The organism is Pseudoalteromonas sp. MT33b (genome assembly GCF_014117385.1).
Lineage (GTDB): Bacteria > Pseudomonadota > Gammaproteobacteria > Enterobacterales > Alteromonadaceae > Pseudoalteromonas > Pseudoalteromonas lipolytica.
Window position 1 is genome coordinate 1,475,262 of record NZ_CP059831.1, and the last position, 22,305, is coordinate 1,497,566.

Genomic DNA, 22,305 nt, shown 5'->3' on the forward strand with positions numbered 1-22,305 from the left:
TGGCGTAAATTACGCTGGTTTTTAGTAATAAATTTTCCAACCTTCAGTGACTTCTGTCATAATAGAGCGTTAGTGAAATAAAATGACCTTTAGGTGCAATGGCTACAAAACGTATCAGTGATGAACAGCTTGTCGAAATCATAGAAGCCGCGATTTTTGTTGCTGGAAAACCGCTGTCTAAACGTCATTTAAAAGAAACGGTTTTAGCTGAGTTAAGCGTATCAATGCCCAGAATTAATAATGCAATTGAACAGATTCAAACGCATTATCAAACTCGCGGCATAAAACTTGTTGCTGTTGGCAGTGGGTATCGCTTTCAGGCCTGTGCAAGCCTTGCGCCTTGGCTTGCGAATTTATGGCAAGAACGTGCGCCTAAATATTCAAGAGCGCTGTTAGAAACATTATCTCTGATTGCCTATCGACAACCAATCACCCGTGGCGAAATTGAACAAGTACGAGGTGTAACGGTGGGCTCAGGAATTATTAAAACGTTATTAGAAAGAGAGTGGATAAGAGTTGTTGGGCACAAAGAAGTGCCAGGGCGCCCGGCGCTTTATGCAACGACGGCCACTTTCTTAGACTATTTTTCATTAGCTGGTTTAGATGAGTTACCGCCTTTGCCTGACACTCAGGAAAGTAAAATCAACCAGCTATTGAGTGATCCTTCTGTGAGAGAACTATCTGAATGAGTACAGTAGAAACTGAAAAGTTACAAAAAGTGTTGGCGAGAGCGGGTGTGGGTTCGCGCCGCGAAATGGAAAAATACATTGATGCAAATCGCGTGAGTGTAAATGGTAAGGTTGCCCGTTTAGGTGATCGTGTTGAACCAACTGATGTAATTCGTGTCGACGGTCATGTAGTAAAAATTGAAGATAAGGCAGAGCGTATTTGTCGTGTATTAATGTATAACAAGCCAGAAGGTGAGTTATGTACACGTAAAGACCCAGAAGGCCGACGCACAGTATTCGATCGTCTCCCTCGTGTTGATGGTGATCGCTGGATTGCGGTCGGGCGCCTAGATATTAATACGGCTGGCTTAATGTTGTTTACCAATGACGGTGAACTGGCTAATCGTTTGATGCACCCAAGTTATGAAGTAGAACGTGAGTACTCGGCGCGTGTATTTGGTGAAGTTACTAACGAAACGTTACGCAATTTGACCAAAGGGGTTGAGCTTGAAGATGGCCCTGCGAAATTTTTAAATATAAAGCCGATGGGTGGAGAAGGCATTAACCGTTGGTTTAATGTGACATTAACTGAAGGTCGTAACCGCGAAGTGCGTCGTTTGTGGCAGTCACAAGATGTTGAAGTGTCTCGTTTGATCCGTATTCGCTATGGTAAGTTAGAACTTGATAAACGTTTACCGCAAGGTGGATGGGCAGAGCTTGACCTAGACACAGTGAATTATTTACGTAAAACAGTACAGCTAGGTCGTGAGACACAAACTAAGCTATCTGCAATCCCAGATAAGCGTAAAGAGAAGCGCGCTAAGATTAATCAAATTCGTAAAGCGGTTAAAAAGCATAATCATCGCGTTAAACAAACTAAGCGCCGTTAATAAACAGTAAAGCGCGGGTTTAATACCCGCGTTTTTTATTTTTGCTGTGCATCAAGTGATTGACCATTCACTTCTTTAGAATCATCACTCATCAGATATAAATAGGTTGGCATTAAATCTTCTGCAGTAGCCAATTTATCTCTGTCTTCACCTGGGTAGGCAGACGCGCGCATGGCTGTCCGCGTTGCACCAGGGTTAATACAGTTAATACGGATATTAGTTTTACCCACTTCAGATGCCCATGTTTGCATCATCCCTTCAACTGCAAATTTTGAAATAGCATATGCTCCCCAAAACTCACGCCCTTTACGGCCAACGCCTGACGATGTGAATATCACAGAAGCACTCGGCGATTTACGAAGTACTGGGAACATATATTTAGTGATCATAGCTTGCGCTGTCACATTAACTTTCATGATATTTTCGAAAGTTGAAACGCAAAAGTGCTCAAGCGGGCCGAGCGACCCTAAAATTCCAGCGTTATTGAGTAGTCCGTCTAATTTACCAAATTGTTGTTCTATAGTAGCAGCTAGATCACGGTAGTTTTGCTTAGTTGCGCCTTTTAAGTCCATTGGCACAATAGCAGGTTGTGGACCACCCGCATTGATAATTTCATCGTAAACAGCTTCAAGTTTACTGGTTGTTTTTCCAAGTAAAATAACAGTGGCACCCTGCTTTGCATAGGTTAATGCGGCAACGCGACCAATACCATCACCGGCACCTGTTATTAGAATTACTTTGTCTTTTAGCGCATTCTCAGCAGCTTTATATGTGTGCATAAAAGTACCATTGATTACATTTTTTTCTATTTTACCATAGCAAAAAGCCAAGTTATCGAATTTATTGCAAATTAAGGTGGCGAAAAATGAAACTTTACGTTAACTTTAACTGGTCTAATGTCTTATTAATAACCTAATTACATTAAATTAACTTAACTAAAGGCAGTCTAGCGACTACTTTTATACTTGAACACACAATAACAATAAGATTTGCGCGGAGCGAAATTATGAAAAAATTGCTACTTTCACTAGCCATTGCATCAGTCATTACCGGCTGTGGTGGAGGAGAAACATTAGAAGATGTAAAAAATGACAGCCCTCCTATCATCCCTAGCGCGACAGTTAAGTTTGACCCTGCCAACGGTGTTATCTCTGTGCCAAATGACTTATTAATGAGTGGCACACTAGACGGTACACTGAATATCCCTGGCGAATTAGATGACAACAATGTCAGTGTTCCTCGTGCTGCATATGCTAATCCTCAACTTGCATTGGGTGCACTCGATGGTTGGTCAACACAGACTCCGTTTAAAATCGACCTCGCATTCCCTCCAGGTGTTTCGCTTGATGCCTCTTCGGCGGGGGGGCCTGGTGCTGTACGTATTTTTGAAGTTGTGATGGGTGCAAGTCAAACTGATGAGACCTGTTCACAAGTACCTGCAGGTATTGCATGTAAGCTGGTATCAGAACTCACTTTTGGTGTTGATTTTATTACGCAAGGTTCGAGTGATTCTGTCGCTGTTATTCCGCTAAAACCATTTAAAGCGGGTAGTACATATATAAATGTATTAACGACGTCGTTGTTGGACTCTGAAGGTCGTTCAATTGAGCCTTCGTCTACGTATGCGCTTGTTAGTGAAGAAGCACCGCTTATTACTGATTCTCAAAAGTCACTTCAAGCAGTCATTAACAGCTATGAAAATGCTGTCACTTCAGGTGGCCAAATCAGTAAAGATGACATTATTTACTCTGCGGCAATGACAATGCAATCAGCAGGTCAAGTATTAGGCACTGTTAAACAACTGCTAGCTGTCAGCCTAACCCAAGACGCTTTACCGCGTCCTACAGTGCAAATTCCAGAGCAACCCGTTATTACGGTTGAACAAGTATTTGCATCACAAGGCATTACTGGTTTATCGCCAGCTTTTGCAGGGGTGCAATATCAAAAAGGCAGCGTGATGCTACCCATGTACCTAGGTACACCGACGGGGACTGATGTCAGTGATTTGTCGGCAACCTATTGGCAAGGGTTATGTGACAGTGGTGTGGCAGTGCTTGGTTATGCGTCTTCTGCGGGAGCATCATTTCCAACGGATCCAATTAGCGAGAACGATGGTCTTTGTATGGCGCTAAGTGGTGGTAAATTACGTGATTTAGGGCTTGACCAAACGAAACATCTAACTAAGTACAATACCATTCCAAAAACACAGAGCATTGCTAATGTACCGGTGCAAATTACGAAGCCAATTTTGCCTGTAATTAATGCTGTCCGTGAGCAATTAGGAGCAGATCCGCTTGTAATGCCAGAGGGTGGTTGGCCAATTGTTATTTTACAACATGGTATTACGTCTAAAAAAGAAGACATGTTAGCCATTACGGCTCAGTTATCAGTTCAAGGCTTTGCGACTGTAGCAATTGACCACCCAAGACATGGTGAGCGCGGTGTTGATGTTAATGGCGATGGCACCGATGATTTTAATGCATCGACTGGGTCGGTGTTAAGCTATATGAACTTGCAGTCATTATTAGTTGCACGTGATAGCTTACGTCAATCGGTAGCTGATTTGTTAGGTTTACGTATGGGCTTGAACTTTACAGGCCAAGCTGATCTTAATTCACAAGATGTCTCTTTCCTTGGCCATTCACTGGGCTCTGTAGTGGCGCCTGCATTTGTCGCGGTTGCTAATTCACCGTTGGATGAACAAGTTGATCCACTGTTTAATGTAAAAAGCGTTGCACTGGCCAGTGGTGGCGGTGGTCTTGCAAGTTTCTTAATCGAATCAGCAACCTTTGGCCCATTTGTACAAGGTTCTGTGTTACTTGCTGCTGGTATTGAAGAGTCGGCTGAGTTTAGTGCGTATTCACAAAATGAAGCACTTTCAAACTGTGGTGCATTATCGGCTAATCAAACGGCTTTTGTAACATGTGCTTATAAAGAGTATGTGGGTTCATTAACTATGGCTGGTGAAACCGAAAAACTTGCTAATATTCAAGGCGTAGTAACGCAATTTGCGTTTGCAGCACAAACCGCACTAGACAGTGGCGATCCCTCTAACTATGCATCTACAGTTGCAGCGCTTGGTACACCAGTATACATGAGTGTTGTTGTGGGTGATGGTGCAGATAATAAAGCAGACCAAGTTATTCCACCGATGGTTGCAAGCAACCCAATTGCAGGGAGTCTGCCTCTTGCAAAGCTTATGGGGTTAACGACAGTGGCTGAAACACAAGCGCCTACCGCAGATCCTATGAGTTATGTAGTTAAGTTTACTAAAGGACATCACAGCTCTGTGCTAACACCTGTGCCTACTGAAGACTCAGGTGCAACAGCGCAAGAGAGTGCAGCAGCGACCACTGAAATGCAGCTGCAAATAGGGACTTTCTTAGCAGCTCGCGGTCAATTTCTACAGGTTACGAATACGGATGTTGTCACAGAATAAGTGAAATCCGCCAATTAAGTAAAAAGCCACATAATGTGGCTTTTTTTTGCCTTAAAGCATGATAAATTGTGGCGAATTAACAATTAATGGAGAGAGTGTTTGGAATTTTTATATGAATATGGCTTGTTTTTTGCCAAAACCCTTACTTTTGTGGTTGCTGTTGCTGCCATCGTTGCGATTATTGTGGGTGCTGCTGTTAAGCCAAAGGCTAAGAAAGGCGAGATAAGCATTGATGATTTAAGTGAGCAATTGGCTGATCTTAAGCAAAACTTTATTGAAAATACGCTCTCTAAAAAAGAGCTTAAGGCCTACTTTAAACAACAAAAAGCTGAGGCAAAAGAGCAGCAAGATAAAGACCCTAAGCCAAGATTATATGTGATTGATTTTAATGGAAGTATAGATGCCCATGAAGTTGAAAGCTTACGTGAAGAAATCACTGCAATTCTTACCATTGCTGACAAAGAAAAAGACAAAGTATTGGTACGCTTAGAAAGCGGTGGTGGAGTGGTTCATGGCTATGGGCTTGCTGCATCTCAACTGCAACGCTTACGCAATGCTGGTATTCATTTAACCGTAGCAATTGATAAGGTTGCAGCCAGTGGTGGCTATATGATGGCGTGCGTTGCTAACGAAATTGTTGCTGCGCCATTTGCAATTGTCGGTTCTATAGGGGTTATTGCACAAATACCCAACTTCAATAAAATTTTGAAGAAGAATGATGTGGATTTTGAGCAAATCACTGCTGGTGAATACAAACGCACCTTGACACTCTTTGGTGAAAATACAGAGAAGGACCGTGAGAAGTTTAAAGAGGAAATAGAACAAACACATGGTTTATTTAAAACCTTCGTGAGTGAACAACGTCCTTCACTTGATATCGATTCGGTTGCCACAGGTGAACATTGGTTTGCAACTCAGGCCTTTGATAGAGGCTTAGTGGACAAAATTGAAACCAGTGATGATATCTTGCTAAACCAAGCGGATGAACGCCAAATCTATAAAGTAAAGTACAAAGTTAAAAAGAACTTAACGGATAAACTCGCGGTGGGTCTGAGCTCAAGTATCAGTCAAGCAGGGGTAAGTTTAATGTCACGTTTTAAAGGAATGAATCCTTAAATTTATTTGCATGACAGCGAATAAAAAACCCGCTTCAGGAGCGGGTTTTTTATTGACCAAATTTATTTAATTGATTTGTGATAATCTTCTAGGTCTTTGGCTGCGTCAGGGTCGTTAAAGACTTTCTCATCGAACTGTCCTTCCGATTTTGCTACCACACATGTCACCATACAGTCACCAGTTACATTGACAGCTGTTCGCGTCATATCAAGTAAACGGTCAACACCGATAATGATAGCGATACCTTCTACAGGCAAGCCTACTTGATTTAACACCATCGCTAGCATAATCAGACCAACACCGGGTACACCTGCAGTACCAACTGAGGCTAAAGTCGCAGTTAAAATAACCATTAAGTAATCTGATATAGTTAAATCAACAGAAAATACTTGCGCAATAAATACGGTCGCAACACCTTGCATGATAGCGGTGCCATCCATATTAATAGTCGCGCCTAATGGGACCGTGAATGAAGCTACTGAGTTCTGAGCTCCTAATTTTTTAGTGGCAGTTTCCAGTGTGATTGGCATCGTTGCACTTGAACTTGATGTACTAAATGCAAACAGACACGCATTTTTCATTTTCTTTAGGAACGTTATTGGGTTTAGTCCTGTTAACACTTTTAAAAGAATACTGTAGTTCACTAAACCGTGGATAAATAATGCCAGCATCACAATACTAAAATACAGTGCCAAGCTTTTAATCAGTTTAAAGTCGATGGTTGTAAATAGTTTCGCCATTAAAAAGAACACGCCATAAGGTGCAATGTTCATTAGCAGTGTTACAAGCTTTAAAATAACAGTGTTAAGGTCTTCAAATACACTAGCAACTCGCTTACCTGCTTTACCACTTAAAGCCATTGCCACACCAAAAAGAAGGGCAAAAACAATAACTTGTAGCATATTTCCATTTGCCATTGCATCAATTGGATTGGTTGGGAACATCCCAATAATAACTTGCGCAAGAGTCGGGGCTTCTTTCGCACTGTAGGTTGCATCTGACGGTAAATTTATACCCTCGCCAGGATTAAATAAAAGTGCAAGTGTGATCGCAACAGTAATCGCGATCGCTGTTGTAACCAAGTAAAGTAGAATTGATTTACCCCCTAAACGGCCCAGTGTTTTTGGATCGCTTAAACTACACGTACCGCACACCAAGGAAACGAATACGAGGGGCACGACGAGCATTTTTAAACTGGCAATGAATATTTGACCACCAATGTGGAAAATACCATCAACGAAAAATGCTTTAATTGGCAAAGAGAATAACCCTAATGGAATAAGGAAATCGTCTTCACCCGCTAAAATTGCTTGGAAGATAAAACCAACGATCACACCCAAGACCATACCAATCATGATACGAGATGTGAGACTCAATGAACGGACTTTTGACATACACCTAATCTATATTTTTATAAATTTTGCCATAGCCTACCAGCATGAAGATTTTTATACAGAAAAATTCGATAAATATTAGAATTAATTCGATGCAATTCAGATAAAATAATTATGATATTCGTCCAGATTTTAGGTTAATATCAGGTAAACAATAATGTAAATATGAAAATAGCTAACTAGGGAGAGGTCAATGCCTTTATTGCGATGGCTAAGTGTTATAGTTTTCAGCTCACTTTTAGTCGCCTGTGGCGGTGGTGGATCACTTGAGAAAGAAGGGGGTTCATTAGACGGTGGGAATACTACTGATAACCCAACTTATACAATAACAGTGCAAGGGTATAGCGCTGATGGTACTGAATCGAATAATGTAACAGCCGATCAGCCCTTAATGATTCGTGCCTCTTTAACGAGTAGCAATTCAGATGTAACAGGTAAAAAAATAACATTTTCATTAGCGGATAACTTGGGGACTTTAGATCAACCCTCAGCGCTGACTAACAGTGAAGGTAATGCTGAAGTTAAATTAAACGCAGGCACCCAAGCTGGCGCAGATGAAATTATTGCCAGTTTTACCTCAAGCTCAGGTACTGTTTTCTCTGGTAGTTTTAGCTTTTCAACAGCGGGCGACAATGCGCAAACTGGCGATCAAACTTTCACGGTTACATTAAATGGTTTTGTTAAAGGAACTCAAACTAGCAATAATGAAGTAACCGCTGGTGCACCATTAGACCTAGTTGCTACTTTAAAACGTGATGATGAAGTTATCTCGGGTCAAAGAGTTACATTCACACTTGCCGATGATATTGGATCGCTCACCCCTTCATCAGGTACAGCATTAACAAATAACGATGGTAACGCACTCATGACGCTTACAGCGGGTGATGTTGCCGGTGCGGGTATTGTGACAGCCTCTTATACTGTCAGTGGCGAAACCTATTTTGATACATTTGCATTTACATCAGACGGTTCTGAGTCAGATGATTCAAGTGTGAGTGGCACAGTGACATTGGGCGTCTCTATTGTTGATGCCTCAGGCCTCCCATTCAGTGTAGAAAACCCAGTAAGTAAAGATAATAAAGGAACAGTAACAGCCACTCTATTAGACGATGAGGCGCCTTTAGCAGGTCAACTGATTTCTTTCTCTACCAACTATACAGGTAAAATTACGCCTGTTTTAGGGACGGCACTTACAGACGCCAACGGCGAAGCATTTGTTACTTTAAGTAGCGGTAATTCAAAAGGCGCGGGTCAAGTTGTAGCTACATACACTGATGAAAGTGGTAACACAATTACTAAAATCGCCGGTTTTATTTCGAGTGGTGATGATGCCCCAATCGAAAATGCAGAAGCCGCACTTGATATTAAGCTTTTAAAAGGTTGTGCGGCAGACTGGGATGCTAATCGCTATTCGACTTCATTAGAAACAACGTATTTATCATCGGGCTGTGCTGTTGTTAATCAGTTTTCATCTGATCAACTCATTGACGTTCTGGTTAAAGTTACCGATACCAGCTCAGGTGATGGAATCGAAGGAATTATCGCAGAGTTATCTACTGACCTAGGTCGTTTATTACCTGAGTCTGGCAAAGCATTAACGGATCCTTTTGGTTTCGCGGTTTTAAAACTACAACCAGGTGCAAACAGTGGTGCAGGTGAAGTGTCGGTGACAGCCAAGTCAGTGACTCTTTCAAAAGCATTTGAAATTGCCACCGCAGAGCTTAATGTTGAAATCACCAATGGCCTATACAACAAACTTGATGCATCAGGTAACCCAATCGACGGTGAATATGTTCCATTGGCTGCTGGTGCAACTACGGTGATCACCGTTTCGATTTTTGATAGCAACGGAAACCCAATTGTTACACCGCTCGATGTTGAGTTTACGTCTGGTTGCGTAGAGTCGGGATTGGCTGTAATGGACTCAAAAGCAACCAGTATTAGCGGGGTTGCAACGGCTACATACAGAACCAATGGATGTAATACTTCGCAAGGTGATACTGTGACAGCCACAGTGCTCACTGGTGGCACGCCCAAAGTAGTTAATGTAAACGTTCCTGTTTCTGCTGCAGAAGTCAGTTCAATAGAATTCATTGAAGCCACTGAAAATGTTTTAGCGTTAAAAGGAACTGGTGGCGTATCTCGTAAGGAAATCAGTCAATTAACATTTAAGCTAACGGATGAAATCGGTAATGCTGCAAAACAAAAACGAATGGATTTTCGTTTAAGCTCAACCAACGGTGGCATTTCACTATCTGAGGTAACAGATGCTGGTGGCTATTCACATGCAAGTGTCTCTACCGATTCTGAAGGGCTTGCGCGCATTCAAGTAAATGCTGGCTTTGTGCCACAAGCGGTACGTGTACAGGCGTGTTATATACCTGAAGAGCTCATACCTGCTGATCAGAATAATAATGTCACGTGTTGGCAGGAGTTGTATTTAGAATGCCAAAAAGCAGAAGCGGAACGTAATGGTAATGTATCGTGTCCTGTAGGTGAATTATCATTAGTGTCACTTGATGAGCAAGTGGTGAGTGTATCAGATTTAGTCTCTATTAGTTCAGGTTTACCCGATGGTAATAGTTTCACAGCTGGCCCTACTATAATTAACATAGAAGCACTTAATTATATTGGTGATACCACGGATATCTCTGTTTATTTAGCTGATCACTTTAATAACCCTGTACCAGATGGTACGGCTGTGTATTTAACAACAGAAGGTGGGGCGGTTGGCACTCTTGATGGTGCTGAATTTAACCCTCAACTTGAGTGTAATACAGTTGATGGTCAATGTGTTGCGCAGTGGCGTTCACAGAATCCAAAGCCATTTACCGAGGATAAGTGGGGCAATAAAATCAACAGTATCAACCCGAAAACAGGTGTTATCAATTGTGACCTTTATTTTGGTTCCGCAGCCCCTTGTATGGCTGGAATTAGAAACGCTGCGTTTTTTGACGATGGTGTACCATTAGGCGCACGTTCGACGGTGTTGGTGACAGCAAAGGGTCAAGAATCATATATTGATATTAATGGGAATGGCCGCTTTGATACTAATGAATATTACAGTGGCTATGACTTACCAGAAGCTTTTATCGACCATAATGAAAATGGTTTCTATGACGGTTTAGCAGCTATTTACGACCCAGTGAGTGGCACTGTGACGAAGTCAGCTGAATTTTGCCAAGAAGGTGATGCAACTGATCCCTGTAGCCCAACAAATACCAATGCAGGACAATTTGAGGAAAATTGGGATATTGACTTAAATGGAATGCATACACTTGCTGATGGTAAATACAATGGTTTAGTGTGTACTGAAAGCGCGACTACCCCAACCGTGGGAGCAACGTTTGAAAGTTTATGTACCAAAGAAGTCATTGATATTCGGGATACTTTTGAAATTGTTATGTCCGGCAGTGAAGCATACACTCGTTTTGTCGTTACGAAAGCTGAGTTACGTAATCGATTTGCTTCGGCTCTCAATGAAAGAACTGCAGCAGACCCAACAGTTTTTACTGACAATGCAATGCAATTAGGGGTTGATATAGCGCAGTGTAATACGATTTATCGTCAAGCTGGTGACTCATCAACTGCCGTTATCTTGGACTTAGAACCTACAGATAACACTGATTACTGTGATTTAGGTTCAATAAATATAACCACAGCGATGGTTGGCAACCAATTGGCTGCTTTAAGTTTCGCGCTTTATTTTTCAGATGTTTACAATAACCCATTACCAGCGAGTACGGCGGTTTCAGTGAGCACTGATAATGGTGATTACAGTGGAACATCTGGCTTTGAGCTGCCTAATACTAGTCAAACGTCAGCCATGTCTTTTGGTTTAACAATTAGTAGAGAGGCTGAAGCAAATAAAAAAGCAGAGGGGAACCTAGTTGTTCAATTTACCACAGGTAAAGGCTTAGTTACCTCAGCTCCAATCGCAATCAGTGATGATGGTTAACAAGTATTTAATTGTTTAAATTTAAAAAAATGCCAACCAGAAGGTTGGCATTTTTGTTGCTGTTCTATATATTCCCCATAAAAATACAGCAAATTATCATTTTGGCTAATTTAGCAGCAAAAATTGTTCAATTATTCAGTCAATGGTTAAAAGTTTCGATTAAAAGCTTGTAACAATTGGTGTTTGTAGATATACCTATAAATATTCGTGCTCCGATGTTAATAAATCATACTAATTTGTTTGATGTGATAGATATACATTTATAAGGGCAAAAAACTTTTAAAATTCTTGGTCAGAAATAGGCAGCTATGGGCAAATCACTTGTAATTGTAGAGTCTCCAGCAAAGGCTAAAACAATTAATAAATACTTAGGTAACGATTTTATCGTCAAGTCCAGTGTTGGGCATGTACGTGATCTACCGACTTCAGGTTCAGGCAAAATGAAAACAGCAGCAACGAAAACCCCTGCTGAGGTTCGAAAAATGTCACCAGAAGAAAAAGCTGCGTATAAAAAACAACGAGATTACAAAAATCTTGTTGCGCGTATGGGAATTGACCCTGAGAAAGGCTGGGAACCCCATTATGAAGTTTTGCCTGGCAAAGAGAAAGTCGTTCAAGAATTAAAGAAGCTTGCAGAAAATGCCGATAAAATCTATCTCGCAACCGATTTGGATAGAGAAGGGGAAGCGATTGCATGGCACCTCGAACAGATTATCGGTGGTGAGCCAGAGAAATATAAGCGTGTTGTTTTTAACGAGATTACCAAAAATGCGATTCAGCAAGCTTTTGAAACACCCGGTGAATTAAACACCGATATGGTGTATGCGCAACAAGCACGCCGTTTCCTTGACCGAGTAGTGGGTTTTATGGTCTCGCCGTTGTTGTGGGCCAAAGTTGCACGCGGTCTCTCTGCAGGCCGTGTTCAGTCTGTTGCTGTTCGTTTGCTGGTAGAACGTGAACGTGAAATAAAAGCATTTATTCCTGAAGAGTTTTGGGATGTGCATGCCGATGTTAAAAATAGTGAGTCTGCCTTACGCCTTGAAGTTACAAAACACGCTGATAAGTCATTTAAGCCTGTTAACGAGCAGCAAGCAATGTCTGCGGTTCGTGACCTTGAGAAAGCTCAGTATGAAGTTGTAAGCGTTGAAGAAAAGCCAAGTAAAAGCAAACCGAGTGCTCCTTTTATTACATCGACTATGCAACAGGCCGCGAGCACTCGCTTAGGCTATGGTGTTAAAAAGACCATGATGCTTGCTCAGCGTTTGTATGAAGCAGGTCATATTACCTATATGCGTACTGATTCAACCAACTTGTCAAAAGATGCGGTTGAAATGTGCCGTGACTATGTTGCTGAGCAGTTTGGTGATAAGTACCTACCAAAAGCACCTATTAGCTACAGCTCTAAAGGCAATGCACAAGAAGCGCACGAAGCGATTCGTCCTTCAAGTGTTTCTGTATTGTCGGGTCATTTAGACGGTGTTGAAGCCGATGCGAAAAAATTATATGAGTTAATTTGGCGTCAATTCGTCGCGTGTCAAATGGTGCCAGCAGAATATGATTTAACAACCTTAACGGTTGGCGCGGGTGATTACCAATTAAAAGCAAAAGGCCGTGTCCTTCGTTTTGATGGTTGGACAAGAGTACAGCCTGCTGTGCGTAAGAAAAATGAAGAAGATCAGTCACTCCCCGCTGTAAAGCAAGGTGAAATTCTGAGCTTAGTTGAGCTTGACCCGAAACAACATTTTACAAAACCACCTGCTCGTTTTAGTGAAGCAAGCTTGGTTAAAGAGCTTGAGAAACGAGGTATTGGGCGTCCATCAACGTATGCCTCAATTATTTCAACCATTCAGGACCGTGGTTATGTGCGAGTTGAAAACCGTCGTTTCTTTGCTGAGAAAATGGGAGAGATCGTTACTGACCGCTTAGTTGAAAACTTTGAAGATTTAATGAACTTCGATTTCACAGCAAAAATGGAAGGTCGCCTAGATGATATCGCTGAAGGCGAGCGCATCTGGACGCAAGTACTCGATAAGTTTTATGCAGACTTTTCAAAACAGCTTGAAATCGCTTCAGGAGATGAAGAACAAGGTGGTATGCGTCAGAACCAAATGGTTGAAACAGATATTGATTGTCCAACCTGTGGCCGTAAAATGGGGATTCGTACTGCATCGACTGGTGTTTTCTTAGGGTGTACAGGATACAACTTACCACCCAAAGAGCGCTGTACTACGACAATGAATCTTGTTTCTGGTGATGAAGCCATTGCTGCCGATGTTGAAGACGTCGAGACAGAAACGTTGATGCAAATGAAGCGTTGCCCTATCTGTGAAACAGCTATGGATTCATACCTAATTGATGAAACCCGTAAGCTGCATGTCTGCGGTAATAACCCAGCCTGTAAAGGTTATGTGGTTGAGCAAGGCACGTTTAAAATTAAAGGGTATGACGGCCCAATAATCGAATGCGATAAATGCGGTGCTGATATGCAACTAAAATCTGGCCGATTCGGTAAATATTTTGGTTGTAGTAACGATGATTGTAAAAATACCCGTAAACTACTTAAAAATGGTGAAGCTGCGCCACCAAAAGAAGATCCTGTCCATTTACCTGAATTAGAGTGTGAAAAGTCAGAAGCGTATTTTGTGCTGCGTGACGGCGCGTCGGGTATTTTCTTAGCGGCGAATACATTCCCGAAATCACGGGAAACGCGAGCTCCTAAAGTTGAAGAATTAAAACGTTTTAGAGACCGTATTTCTGAGAAGTTTTATTACCTAGCAGATGCTCCTACGCATGATCCAGATGGTAACCCATCAATTGTTCGTTATAGCCGTAAAAATAAAGAACAGTATGTGATGACAGAGGTAGACGGCAAAGCAACAGGCTGGACAGCTCATTATCAAGGTGGAAAATGGGTCGAAGAAAGTAAGAAGAAGGCCCCCGCTAAAAAGAAAGCTGCAACAAAGGCTAAAAAGTAGCCTGTCTGTTAAAGCAATAGAATAGCTGAACATAAAAAACCGGAGCGCACATCATTGTGTCAACTCCGGTTTTTTATTAGCTATCAACGATAAATTAGATTTGTACGTCTTTTACTTTCTTAAAGCCTTCAGCTTCAAGTTCATCGTTAACACATTTTAATACGTATGGTTTTAATTCTTCATTGCTGATATCGTCGTCCTTTGCCCAGTTTAAACACATTTCAGTGAATTCTTTGATCATTTCTGGTGACGCTTCAGGTGCTTCGTTAGCGATTGCGTATGACGCTGACACGCTTAATACAGGTGCCAAAATTAGTGCTAGCAATGCTTTGTTCATTTAATTATTCCTAATCAACATAATTAATAGTTACTGCCATCGAAAAGCGCAGTAATGGAACGCAAACTGTTATCCACTTTGCTTGAGTGAATTTATAAACTAAATATCTAAAAAAGATAACGAAATATTTTTATCGTTAAGATAAGCAAAAAATAATCATTTTTTTGTCTGTAGAAACTAGTCATTGGCATTGTAAACCACGTATTATCCACATAATTTTAAAAATAAAATGAGCGTGTAGTTATGTCAGAGTCAGTGTCGCAAACAAAACCTAAAAAAGTTCCATCAACACTAGAGCGAGTCGTAGAAACTTTTATTTTCCGCTCTCGTTGGTTGCTAGCCCCGTTTTTTATCGGTTTGTTAGTTGCGGTTGTGATTCTACTATTAAAGTTTTTTAAATACTTATACAGCATGGCCTTAAATACATTCACAGCGAGCAATCAGGAACTCTTGGTTGGTATTTTGACACTGGTTGATACCGCTTTATTAGCGGGATTATTATTAATCATTATTTTTAGTGGCTATGAAAATTTTGTTTCTAAACTCAATATAGATAACCATGAAGACAGACCCGTTTGGATGGGTAAAGTGGGCTTCTCTGGCCTAAAAATGAAATTAATAAGCGCTATTGTGGCTATATCGGCAGTAGAGCTTTTAAAGGTGTTTATAAGTTCGGCAAATCATTCAACGGATGAATTACTGTGGAAGGTTTTAATACATGTTACTTTTGTTGTTTCGGGCGTGCTATTCGCGCTGACAGATTATATTAATAGTAAAACAACAAATCATTAAGAAAAAAGGCCCTGCATAATGCAGGGCCTTCTCACAATACAACTGATGATTAACTCAGAGTTGCATAAAAACAACCAAACCCGGGCAGAGTAACTGTATTATCTGTTAATTCAGCAGTGTGATGTGATAGTTCATTGTGCTGCTGCGTTATTACATCAGTAGTTGTAAATTCAGCGCGTTGTGCACTTAGATTGAACACACATAGCATCTTAGTGCTGTTGAGGCTGCGATAAAATGCAAGTACTGGCTCATCAGTATTAATGAACTCGATGCTTCCTTCTAGCAGTACATCTTTCGCTTTACGCCAAGCCATAAACTCACGGTATGCATTTAGAATGGAGTTGTTGTCATTATCTTGTGCGCTTACAGCAACTGCTTTGTGCTGCTCACCCACAGGTAACCACGGCTTTGTTGTAGAAAACCCAGCTTGCTCTATATCACTTGCATCCCATGGCATAGGGGTGCGGCAACCATCTCGACCTTTAAAATTAGGCCAAAAAGTTATCCCGTATGGGTCTTGTAGGTCTTCAAATGCAACGTCTGCTTCGCCTAATCCAAGCTCTTCGCCTTGATACATGCATACACTACCGCGAAGCGATGCAAGAAGTGCTGTTAACATTTTGCATTGGTCAGGGTTGATGTTATCCCCTTTGCTCCAGCGACTCGCAACACGCTCAACATCGTGGTTGCTAAACGCCCAACATGGCCAGCCTTCTGTCATTCGTTCTTCAAGTGTACTTACTGTGTTACGAATATACTCAGCGCTGTAATCGTTTGTAAGTAATTCAAAGCTATATCCCATATGAAGCTTATCGCCACCCGATGTATATTCAGCCATTGTTGCTAGTGAGTCTTCAGATGAAATTTCACCAAGGGCTACTGTGCCAGGGTATTTATTTAATAACGCACGGATATCCTGCATAAAGCTTAAGTTTTCAGGTTGTGTATTATTGTAATAGTGGTACTGGAATGCATATGGATTGTCTTCGCTAAAACCTCGACCTTGACGTTTTTCAGGTGGCTTAGCGGGGTTGTCGCGTAATAATGCATCATGGTAGCAGAAGTTAATGGCATCTAAACGAAAGCCATCTACGCCTTTTTTCAGCCAAAACTCAACGTTATCAAGGACGGCTTTACGCACTTCAGGGTTATGGAAGTTTAGATCTGGCTGTTCAGCAAAAAAGTTATGTAAATAATATTGCCCTCTACGTGGCTCCCATTGCCATGCAGGACCACCAAAAATAGACAGCCAGTTATTTGGTTGAGTACCGTCAGGTTTTGCGTCAGCCCACACGTACCAATCAGCTTTATCATTATTTTTATCTTCACGGCTATCGAGAAACCACTGGTGTTGATCTGAAGTGTGGCTCAATACCTGATCGATGATGATTTTAATATTGCGCTCATGCGCTTGGGCAATTAATTCATCAAAATCGTCTAGGTTACCGAAAATAGGATCGATATCGCGGTAATCACTAATGTCGTATCCGAAGTCCTTCATGGGTGATTTAAAAAAAGGTGAAACCCAAATAGCATCCACACCCAAGCTTTTAATGTAATCAATGCGATCAATGATACCTTTGATATCACCAATGCCGTCGCCATTGGTGTCTTGGAAACTGCGCGGATAAACCTGATAAATAACCGCACCTTTATACCACTGCTTTTGAGCCATGTTTTTTCTCCATCGTGACACTCAGTGTATGTAAACCCTAGGGCAACGCTTATTAATATGTTGCCAGAATGTCAAAAGCATACGTGAAGGGTGGGATGCTGTAAAAACTCTGCATACGTATGCACGGTAATTTCATCTGCCTGCGTTGTAAAACTAAGGGATTGAGTCCACTTTTACAGCGATTATTTTTAAGAGTAAATTATTTACCAATTTTTGCCGTTTAGAGTGATACCAAACAACGCGCCTACGTGGTGCATAATTTAATTGGCTTTCACCATAAAGGTGCAAAATGTTTTTGGTAAGACCAATTAACACTTTGCGTTCGTTTACCTTTTTTAAATGACATTCAACTTTTATATAAACTAGGTAGAGGCGTGCTCCATACGTATTTGTGCCAAATACAATACGACGTTGGATAAAAAATGTTTCATTCACATTTGACGTCTCTGTTTTATAAATAAACGATTAATAAACAATGCATTACAACATCCGCGTGTAAATTTGTTGTTAATTTTTGTTTGCATCGTCTAGTCTGAATACGTATGCATAAATTTGTTAAGAAAATAATCTGAGCGTTAATATTCGTGTTGACAACAAAATCAGTCAGCGATTAACAGCTATTGCTATCATGAATAACTGCAAGGCGTTGACATTACAATTTGGGTAATGGGAAAACATCATGTCTATGTTCAAACCAAGTATATTAACTCTGGCTTTAACAGCCGCAGGTTTAAATAGCTTTGTAGCGTATGCTGCAGAAGAAGACCAAAAACAAAAAACGATAACGTTGAAGTTATCGAAGTAAAAGGTTTTCGTGGCAGTGTTGTAGAATCTATTAACACGAAACGCTTCACTCCTGAAGTTGTTGAGTCAATCTCAGCAGAAGATATCGGTAAATTACCTGATTCATCAATTGCAGAATCAATCGCACGCCTTCCTGGCCTTACAGCACAACGTCTAGATGGTCGTGCTAGTCGCGTAAGTGTGCGTGGTTTCAGTGAAAACGAAAGTGCAACAACATTTAACGGTCGTGAGCAAGTATCAATTGGCGATAACCGCGTGTTGAGTTTGACCTTTACCCATCAGAAATAATGAGCGGCGTAACGGTATACAAAAACCCAAGCCAGGTATCGAAGCGGAAGGTATTGCTGGTGTAATCGACATGCAACTGTTAAGCCTTTAAGTAAAGGCGAGCAAGTTATCATGTTTAATGGCCAATATGAGCAAACAGGTTTTGATAAATTAAACCCAGACGGTGACGATAAAGGTTTCCGTGGTACGTTTCATACATTGATCAGTTTGCTGATGACACCATCGGTGTTGCATTTGCTTACAACACAATGAGCTCACCTAACCAAGAGAAACGCTGGAATTCATGGGTTATCCAGAATTTACGGGTGAAGATGGTAACACTTATTCTATTTTAGGTGGGCAAAGCCTTTCGTACGTTCATCAACGCTTGAGCGTGATTCAGCAATGCTCGTTATTGAAGCAGCACCGAATGACCGCCTTAATATGACATTTGATGCTCTTTACGTAGATTTTTCTGACGAGAAAATCCTTCGTGGTATTGAAGTACCATTCGCTTGGGGTCAAGGAACAATCGATCCTAGCTCTGCAGTTGTAGATGCAGATTCTGGTTTTATCACAAGTGCAGTAACAGAAGGCCAGCGTGTTGTTGTTCGTAACGACTATGAAGAGCGTAATGCAGAACTAACCCAGTTTGGTTTCAATACTAAATACGATATTAATGACGAATGGTCAGTTGAGTTGATGCGAGTCGTTCAGAAGTTGAGCGTCAAATTTGGAGTATCGAAGTTATTCAGGTACAGGCCGCGGTGATGCAAATGGTGTTGCTGATACGATTGGTTATGTTTTTGACGGTGGCAATACCGGAGCGCAGTTCTCACATAATCTTGATTACAGTGATTATGATCTAATTCAATTAGGTGGTCCTTTATCATGGGGTGCAAGCGCTGCATTGAATGACAAGTATGGTTTGACAGATACGCCATATCAGAATACAGCCCAAGATGGTTTTATCAATGCACCAGAAATCAACGATGAATTAAGCACACTAAAACTTGCTGCAAGCAAGGTGTTAGATAACGCGTATATCAGCCGTGTTTCATTTGGTATGTCTTACCGTGACCGTGAGAAGAGTAAAGTGTCTGAAGGTTACTTCATGACATTAAAAGACTTCTCTTTAGACAATCCAGGTATGTTATCAATTCCTGAACAGTATCGTTTAGGAAGTGCAAGCCTTGATTTTATCGGTATGGGTAACATGGTTGCTTACGATACGAACGGCTTAGTAAATGATGGTTATTATAACCTTTACAAGAAAGTTTAACGGATCAAAAACACAAAACACAATCGTGGACAGTGCAAGAAGAAGTAACCGCCATTTTTGCGCAAGCTGACATTAATGCTGAACTTGGCTCTATTCCTGTAACAGGTAATATTGGTGCTCGTTATGTAAGAACCGAGCAATCTTCGCAAGGTTTTGCTGCAAACACGGTGGATGGACTCGTTGTTGTTACGCCAACAGACATCAGTCATGACTACAGTCATTTCTTACCAAGCTTAAACTTATCGTTTGCAATTGATGAAGAGCAAACAATACGCTTTGGTGCTGCGAAAACGATTTCTCGTGCGCGTTTAGATGAAATGAATGCATCAGTGAACGCATCTTACAGTCAACAGCCAGATGAAAATGGCAACTTTTGGAATGTGTCAGGTGGTAATCCTAAACTTGAGCCAAAAGAGGCAACAGGTTTTGATTTAAGTTACGAAAACTACTTCCATGAAGAAGGGTACTTTGCAGCAGCATTTTTCTACAAAGATATCACTCAGTGGATTTTTGATGGTACATATGAAATCGACATGAGTGGTGTGGCGGACCCATCTACAGGTGAAATCCCAGCTTCATCTACAGGTACAGGTTCTGGTAAAGTTAATGGTGGGTCAGGTGATCTTTGGGTTATGAGCTTTCATTAACACTACCGTTCACTATGTTTAGTGATTCACTGGATGGTTTTGGTTTAATCGCAAGCCATACTGGTGTTGAGCAGGATATTACAGACCAAAATGGTAATGATTATGAGTTACCTGGATTATCGGACCAAATCGATAGCTTGACCGTGTACTTTGAACGTAATGGTTTCCAAGCGCGTACTAGCATGCGTAAACGTAGCGACTTTAAGGGCGATGTTTATGGTTTAGGCTTTGCAACAACGCAAGTTGATATCAAAGGCGAAACAATTTGGGATGCGCAAATCGGCTATGATTTTGCAGAAGCTGGTATCCAAGGTCTCGAAAACTTGAGTGTTACTTTCCAAGTACAAAACATCACAGAAGAGCCGTTCACGTCTCTACAAGGTGATAACGCACTGCAAGTACGTGATTACCAAGACTACGGTCGTACATTCCTGTTAGGTTTCAGCTACAAGCTGTAATTAGCTTAAACAGCGATAGAAAATTGCCCTTGTGATTTGTTTTACAAGGGCTTTTTTATATCAGTGGGCTACACTCAATGAATTGAAATTGGTGTTAGGTGTACTATGGAAGCAAAAAAAATAACAAAAGTTGTGATTGCCGGTGGTGGAACTGCTGGGTGGATCACCGCCGCACTACTCAACAAAGTGCTTGGAAAATCACTTGATATTACTCTCGTTGAATCTGCCGAAATTGGCACTGTTGGCGTTGGTGAGGCAAGTATTCCCCCTATTTTGCATTTAAATGGGGCTCTTGGTATTTCAGAAAAAGAATTTATCAAGGCGACTGGTGCAACCATTAAACTGGGTATTGAGTTTGAAAACTGGCGTAGCCAAGGGCACAGTTATATGCACGCTTTTGGCGAAATAGGTAAGGACTTCCCGTTTTGCGCATTTTATCATTTTTGGTTGAAAGCAAACCAAACACAAAACGCCCCTGACTTTTGGGATTTCTCTCTCAACTACCAAGCTGCAAAAGCGCATAAATTTGCCCATCTCAAAAACATTCCTAATACCCAATTAGCGGGCTTACATTACGCGTATCATTTTGATGCGACACGCTATGGTGAATTTTTAAAAGAATTAGCCCAATCGCGGGGGGTTAATCGCATTGAAGGAAAAATAGAAACGATAAGTCAATGCGATCAAACAGGGTCTATCAATGCGTTAAAGCTAGAAGATGGTAGCCTGATTGAAGGGGACTTATTTATTGATTGCACCGGCCTGCGAGCATTACTTATAGAGCAAACGCTGAATACGGGGTTTGAAGATTGGTCGCACTGGTTACCGTGTGATAGCGCTGTAGCTGTCCAAAGTGAGTCTGCAAGCAACGCCATTCCCTATACCCGCTCTATCGCTAGAGAGTCAGGTTGGCAATGGCAAATTCCACTCCAACATCGTGTTGGTAATGGCTTGGTGTATTCAAGTCGATATCTATCAGATGAAAATGCAAAACAGCAGCTGCTAAACAACTTGCCAGCTAAGCCCTTAACTGAGCCACGAATTATTAAATTTAAAACGGGTCGACGCTTAAAGCAGTGGCATAAAAATGTGGTATCGGTTGGCTTATCGAGTGGTTTTTTAGAGCCTTTAGAGTCAACCAGTATTCATTTAATTCAAAGTGCAGCTATCCGGTTGATTAAGTTTTTTCCACATCAAGGTATTAAGCAAAACTTAGTGGATGAATTTAACAAACAAAGTAAAACAGAATTTGAGCGAATTCGTGACTTTATTATTCTCCACTACAAACTTACAGAGCGAGACGACAGTCCATTTTGGCGTCTTTGTAAGGGCATGGATATTCCAAGCAGCCTTGCTAAGAAAATAGCACTATTTAAAACCAGCGGTAAGCTAGTGCGTGAAGACGATGAGTTATTTGCCGAAGTCGCGTGGCAACAAGTGTTGATAGGGCAAGGCCTGATTGCTGAAGATTATCATCCTTTAACAAATGCCTTAACAGATAATCAGCTTAATGAGCTATTTAGCAATTTAAAAACCTTGATTAATAGCACGGTTGAGCAGCTGCCCAGCCACAGTGAATTTTTAGAAAAAATACAAAATTAAT

12 protein-coding genes and 1 pseudogene are annotated in these 22,305 nt (G+C 41.2%); 9 read left to right on the forward strand and 4 right to left on the reverse strand.

Translation table 11 applies throughout. The features are described from left to right. Window positions 1-98 precede the first annotated feature (98 nt). Both scpB and rluB read left to right on the forward strand, forming a co-directional pair. On the forward strand, window positions 99-689 hold the full coding sequence (scpB, locus tag H3302_RS06835) for an SMC-Scp complex subunit ScpB (protein WP_036968879.1): 591 nt from the start codon (window positions 99-101) through the stop codon (window positions 687-689). Beyond that, the gene (gene rluB, locus H3302_RS06840; protein ID WP_036968876.1) at window positions 686-1,558 is read left to right on the forward strand and encodes a 23S rRNA pseudouridine(2605) synthase RluB; all 873 of its coding nucleotides are present in this window, start codon (window positions 686-688) and stop codon (window positions 1,556-1,558) included. Before scpB ends, rluB begins: the two co-directional genes overlap by 4 nt. Before the next feature lie 35 nt (window positions 1,559-1,593). On the opposite strand, the gene H3302_RS06845 is transcribed toward rluB, so the two are convergent. Continuing rightward, entirely contained in the window at window positions 1,594-2,337 is a 744-nt protein-coding gene (locus H3302_RS06845; protein ID WP_036968874.1) for a YciK family oxidoreductase, read from the reverse strand. 227 nt (window positions 2,338-2,564) lie between these two features. Here H3302_RS06845 and H3302_RS06850 point away from each other — a divergent pair, with 227 nt between their 5' ends. Both H3302_RS06850 and sohB read left to right on the forward strand, forming a co-directional pair. Continuing rightward, window positions 2,565-4,997 carry a VolA/Pla-1 family phospholipase gene (locus H3302_RS06850; protein ID WP_182396293.1) on the forward strand — a complete coding sequence of 811 codons (2,433 nt, stop codon included), beginning with the start codon at window positions 2,565-2,567 and terminating at the stop codon, window positions 4,995-4,997. 99 nt (window positions 4,998-5,096) lie between these two features. Continuing rightward, complete coding sequence (sohB, locus tag H3302_RS06855; RefSeq protein WP_182396294.1) at window positions 5,097-6,113, forward strand: protease SohB; 1,017 nt, start codon at window positions 5,097-5,099, stop codon at window positions 6,111-6,113. Window positions 6,114-6,175: 62 nt separating this feature from the next. Here sohB and H3302_RS06860 read toward each other — a convergent pair whose 3' ends face one another. Next, complete coding sequence (locus H3302_RS06860; protein ID WP_036968865.1) at window positions 6,176-7,507, reverse strand: dicarboxylate/amino acid:cation symporter; 1,332 nt, start codon at window positions 7,505-7,507, stop codon at window positions 6,176-6,178. A 193-nt stretch (window positions 7,508-7,700) separates the two neighbouring features. On the opposite strand from H3302_RS06860, the gene H3302_RS06865 reads away from it, so the two are divergent. Both H3302_RS06865 and topA read left to right on the forward strand, forming a co-directional pair. Further along, window positions 7,701-11,465 carry a hypothetical protein gene (locus H3302_RS06865; RefSeq protein ID WP_182396295.1) on the forward strand — a complete coding sequence of 1,255 codons (3,765 nt, stop codon included), beginning with the start codon at window positions 7,701-7,703 and terminating at the stop codon, window positions 11,463-11,465. 308 nt (window positions 11,466-11,773) lie between these two features. Further along, window positions 11,774-14,440, forward strand: coding sequence for a type I DNA topoisomerase (gene topA, locus H3302_RS06870; RefSeq protein ID WP_182396296.1), 2,667 nt, complete (start codon window positions 11,774-11,776; stop codon window positions 14,438-14,440). A 94-nt stretch (window positions 14,441-14,534) separates the two neighbouring features. Here topA and H3302_RS06875 read toward each other — a convergent pair whose 3' ends face one another. Continuing rightward, window positions 14,535-14,777: a hypothetical protein gene (locus H3302_RS06875; RefSeq protein ID WP_036968859.1), complete on the reverse strand. Its 243-nt coding sequence runs from the start codon at window positions 14,775-14,777 to the stop codon at window positions 14,535-14,537. A 243-nt stretch (window positions 14,778-15,020) separates the two neighbouring features. On the opposite strand from H3302_RS06875, the gene H3302_RS06880 reads away from it, so the two are divergent. After that, the gene (locus tag H3302_RS06880) at window positions 15,021-15,569 is read left to right on the forward strand and encodes a TIGR00645 family protein (protein ID WP_036968856.1); all 549 of its coding nucleotides are present in this window, start codon (window positions 15,021-15,023) and stop codon (window positions 15,567-15,569) included. A gap of 49 nt (window positions 15,570-15,618) precedes the next feature. Here H3302_RS06880 and H3302_RS06885 read toward each other — a convergent pair whose 3' ends face one another. Then, window positions 15,619-17,244: an alpha-glucosidase family protein gene (locus tag H3302_RS06885; protein ID WP_182396297.1), complete on the reverse strand. Its 1,626-nt coding sequence runs from the start codon at window positions 17,242-17,244 to the stop codon at window positions 15,619-15,621. Window positions 17,245-17,923: 679 nt separating this feature from the next. Here H3302_RS06885 and H3302_RS06890 point away from each other — a divergent pair. Both H3302_RS06890 and H3302_RS06895 read left to right on the forward strand, forming a co-directional pair. Beyond that, window positions 17,924-20,702 (forward strand): annotated as a pseudogene (locus H3302_RS06890) (TonB-dependent receptor). A 105-nt stretch (window positions 20,703-20,807) separates the two neighbouring features. Beyond that, entirely contained in the window at window positions 20,808-22,304 is a 1,497-nt protein-coding gene (locus H3302_RS06895) for a tryptophan halogenase family protein (RefSeq protein ID WP_074988292.1), read from the forward strand. The last annotated feature ends 1 nt before the right edge of the window (window position 22,305 follow it).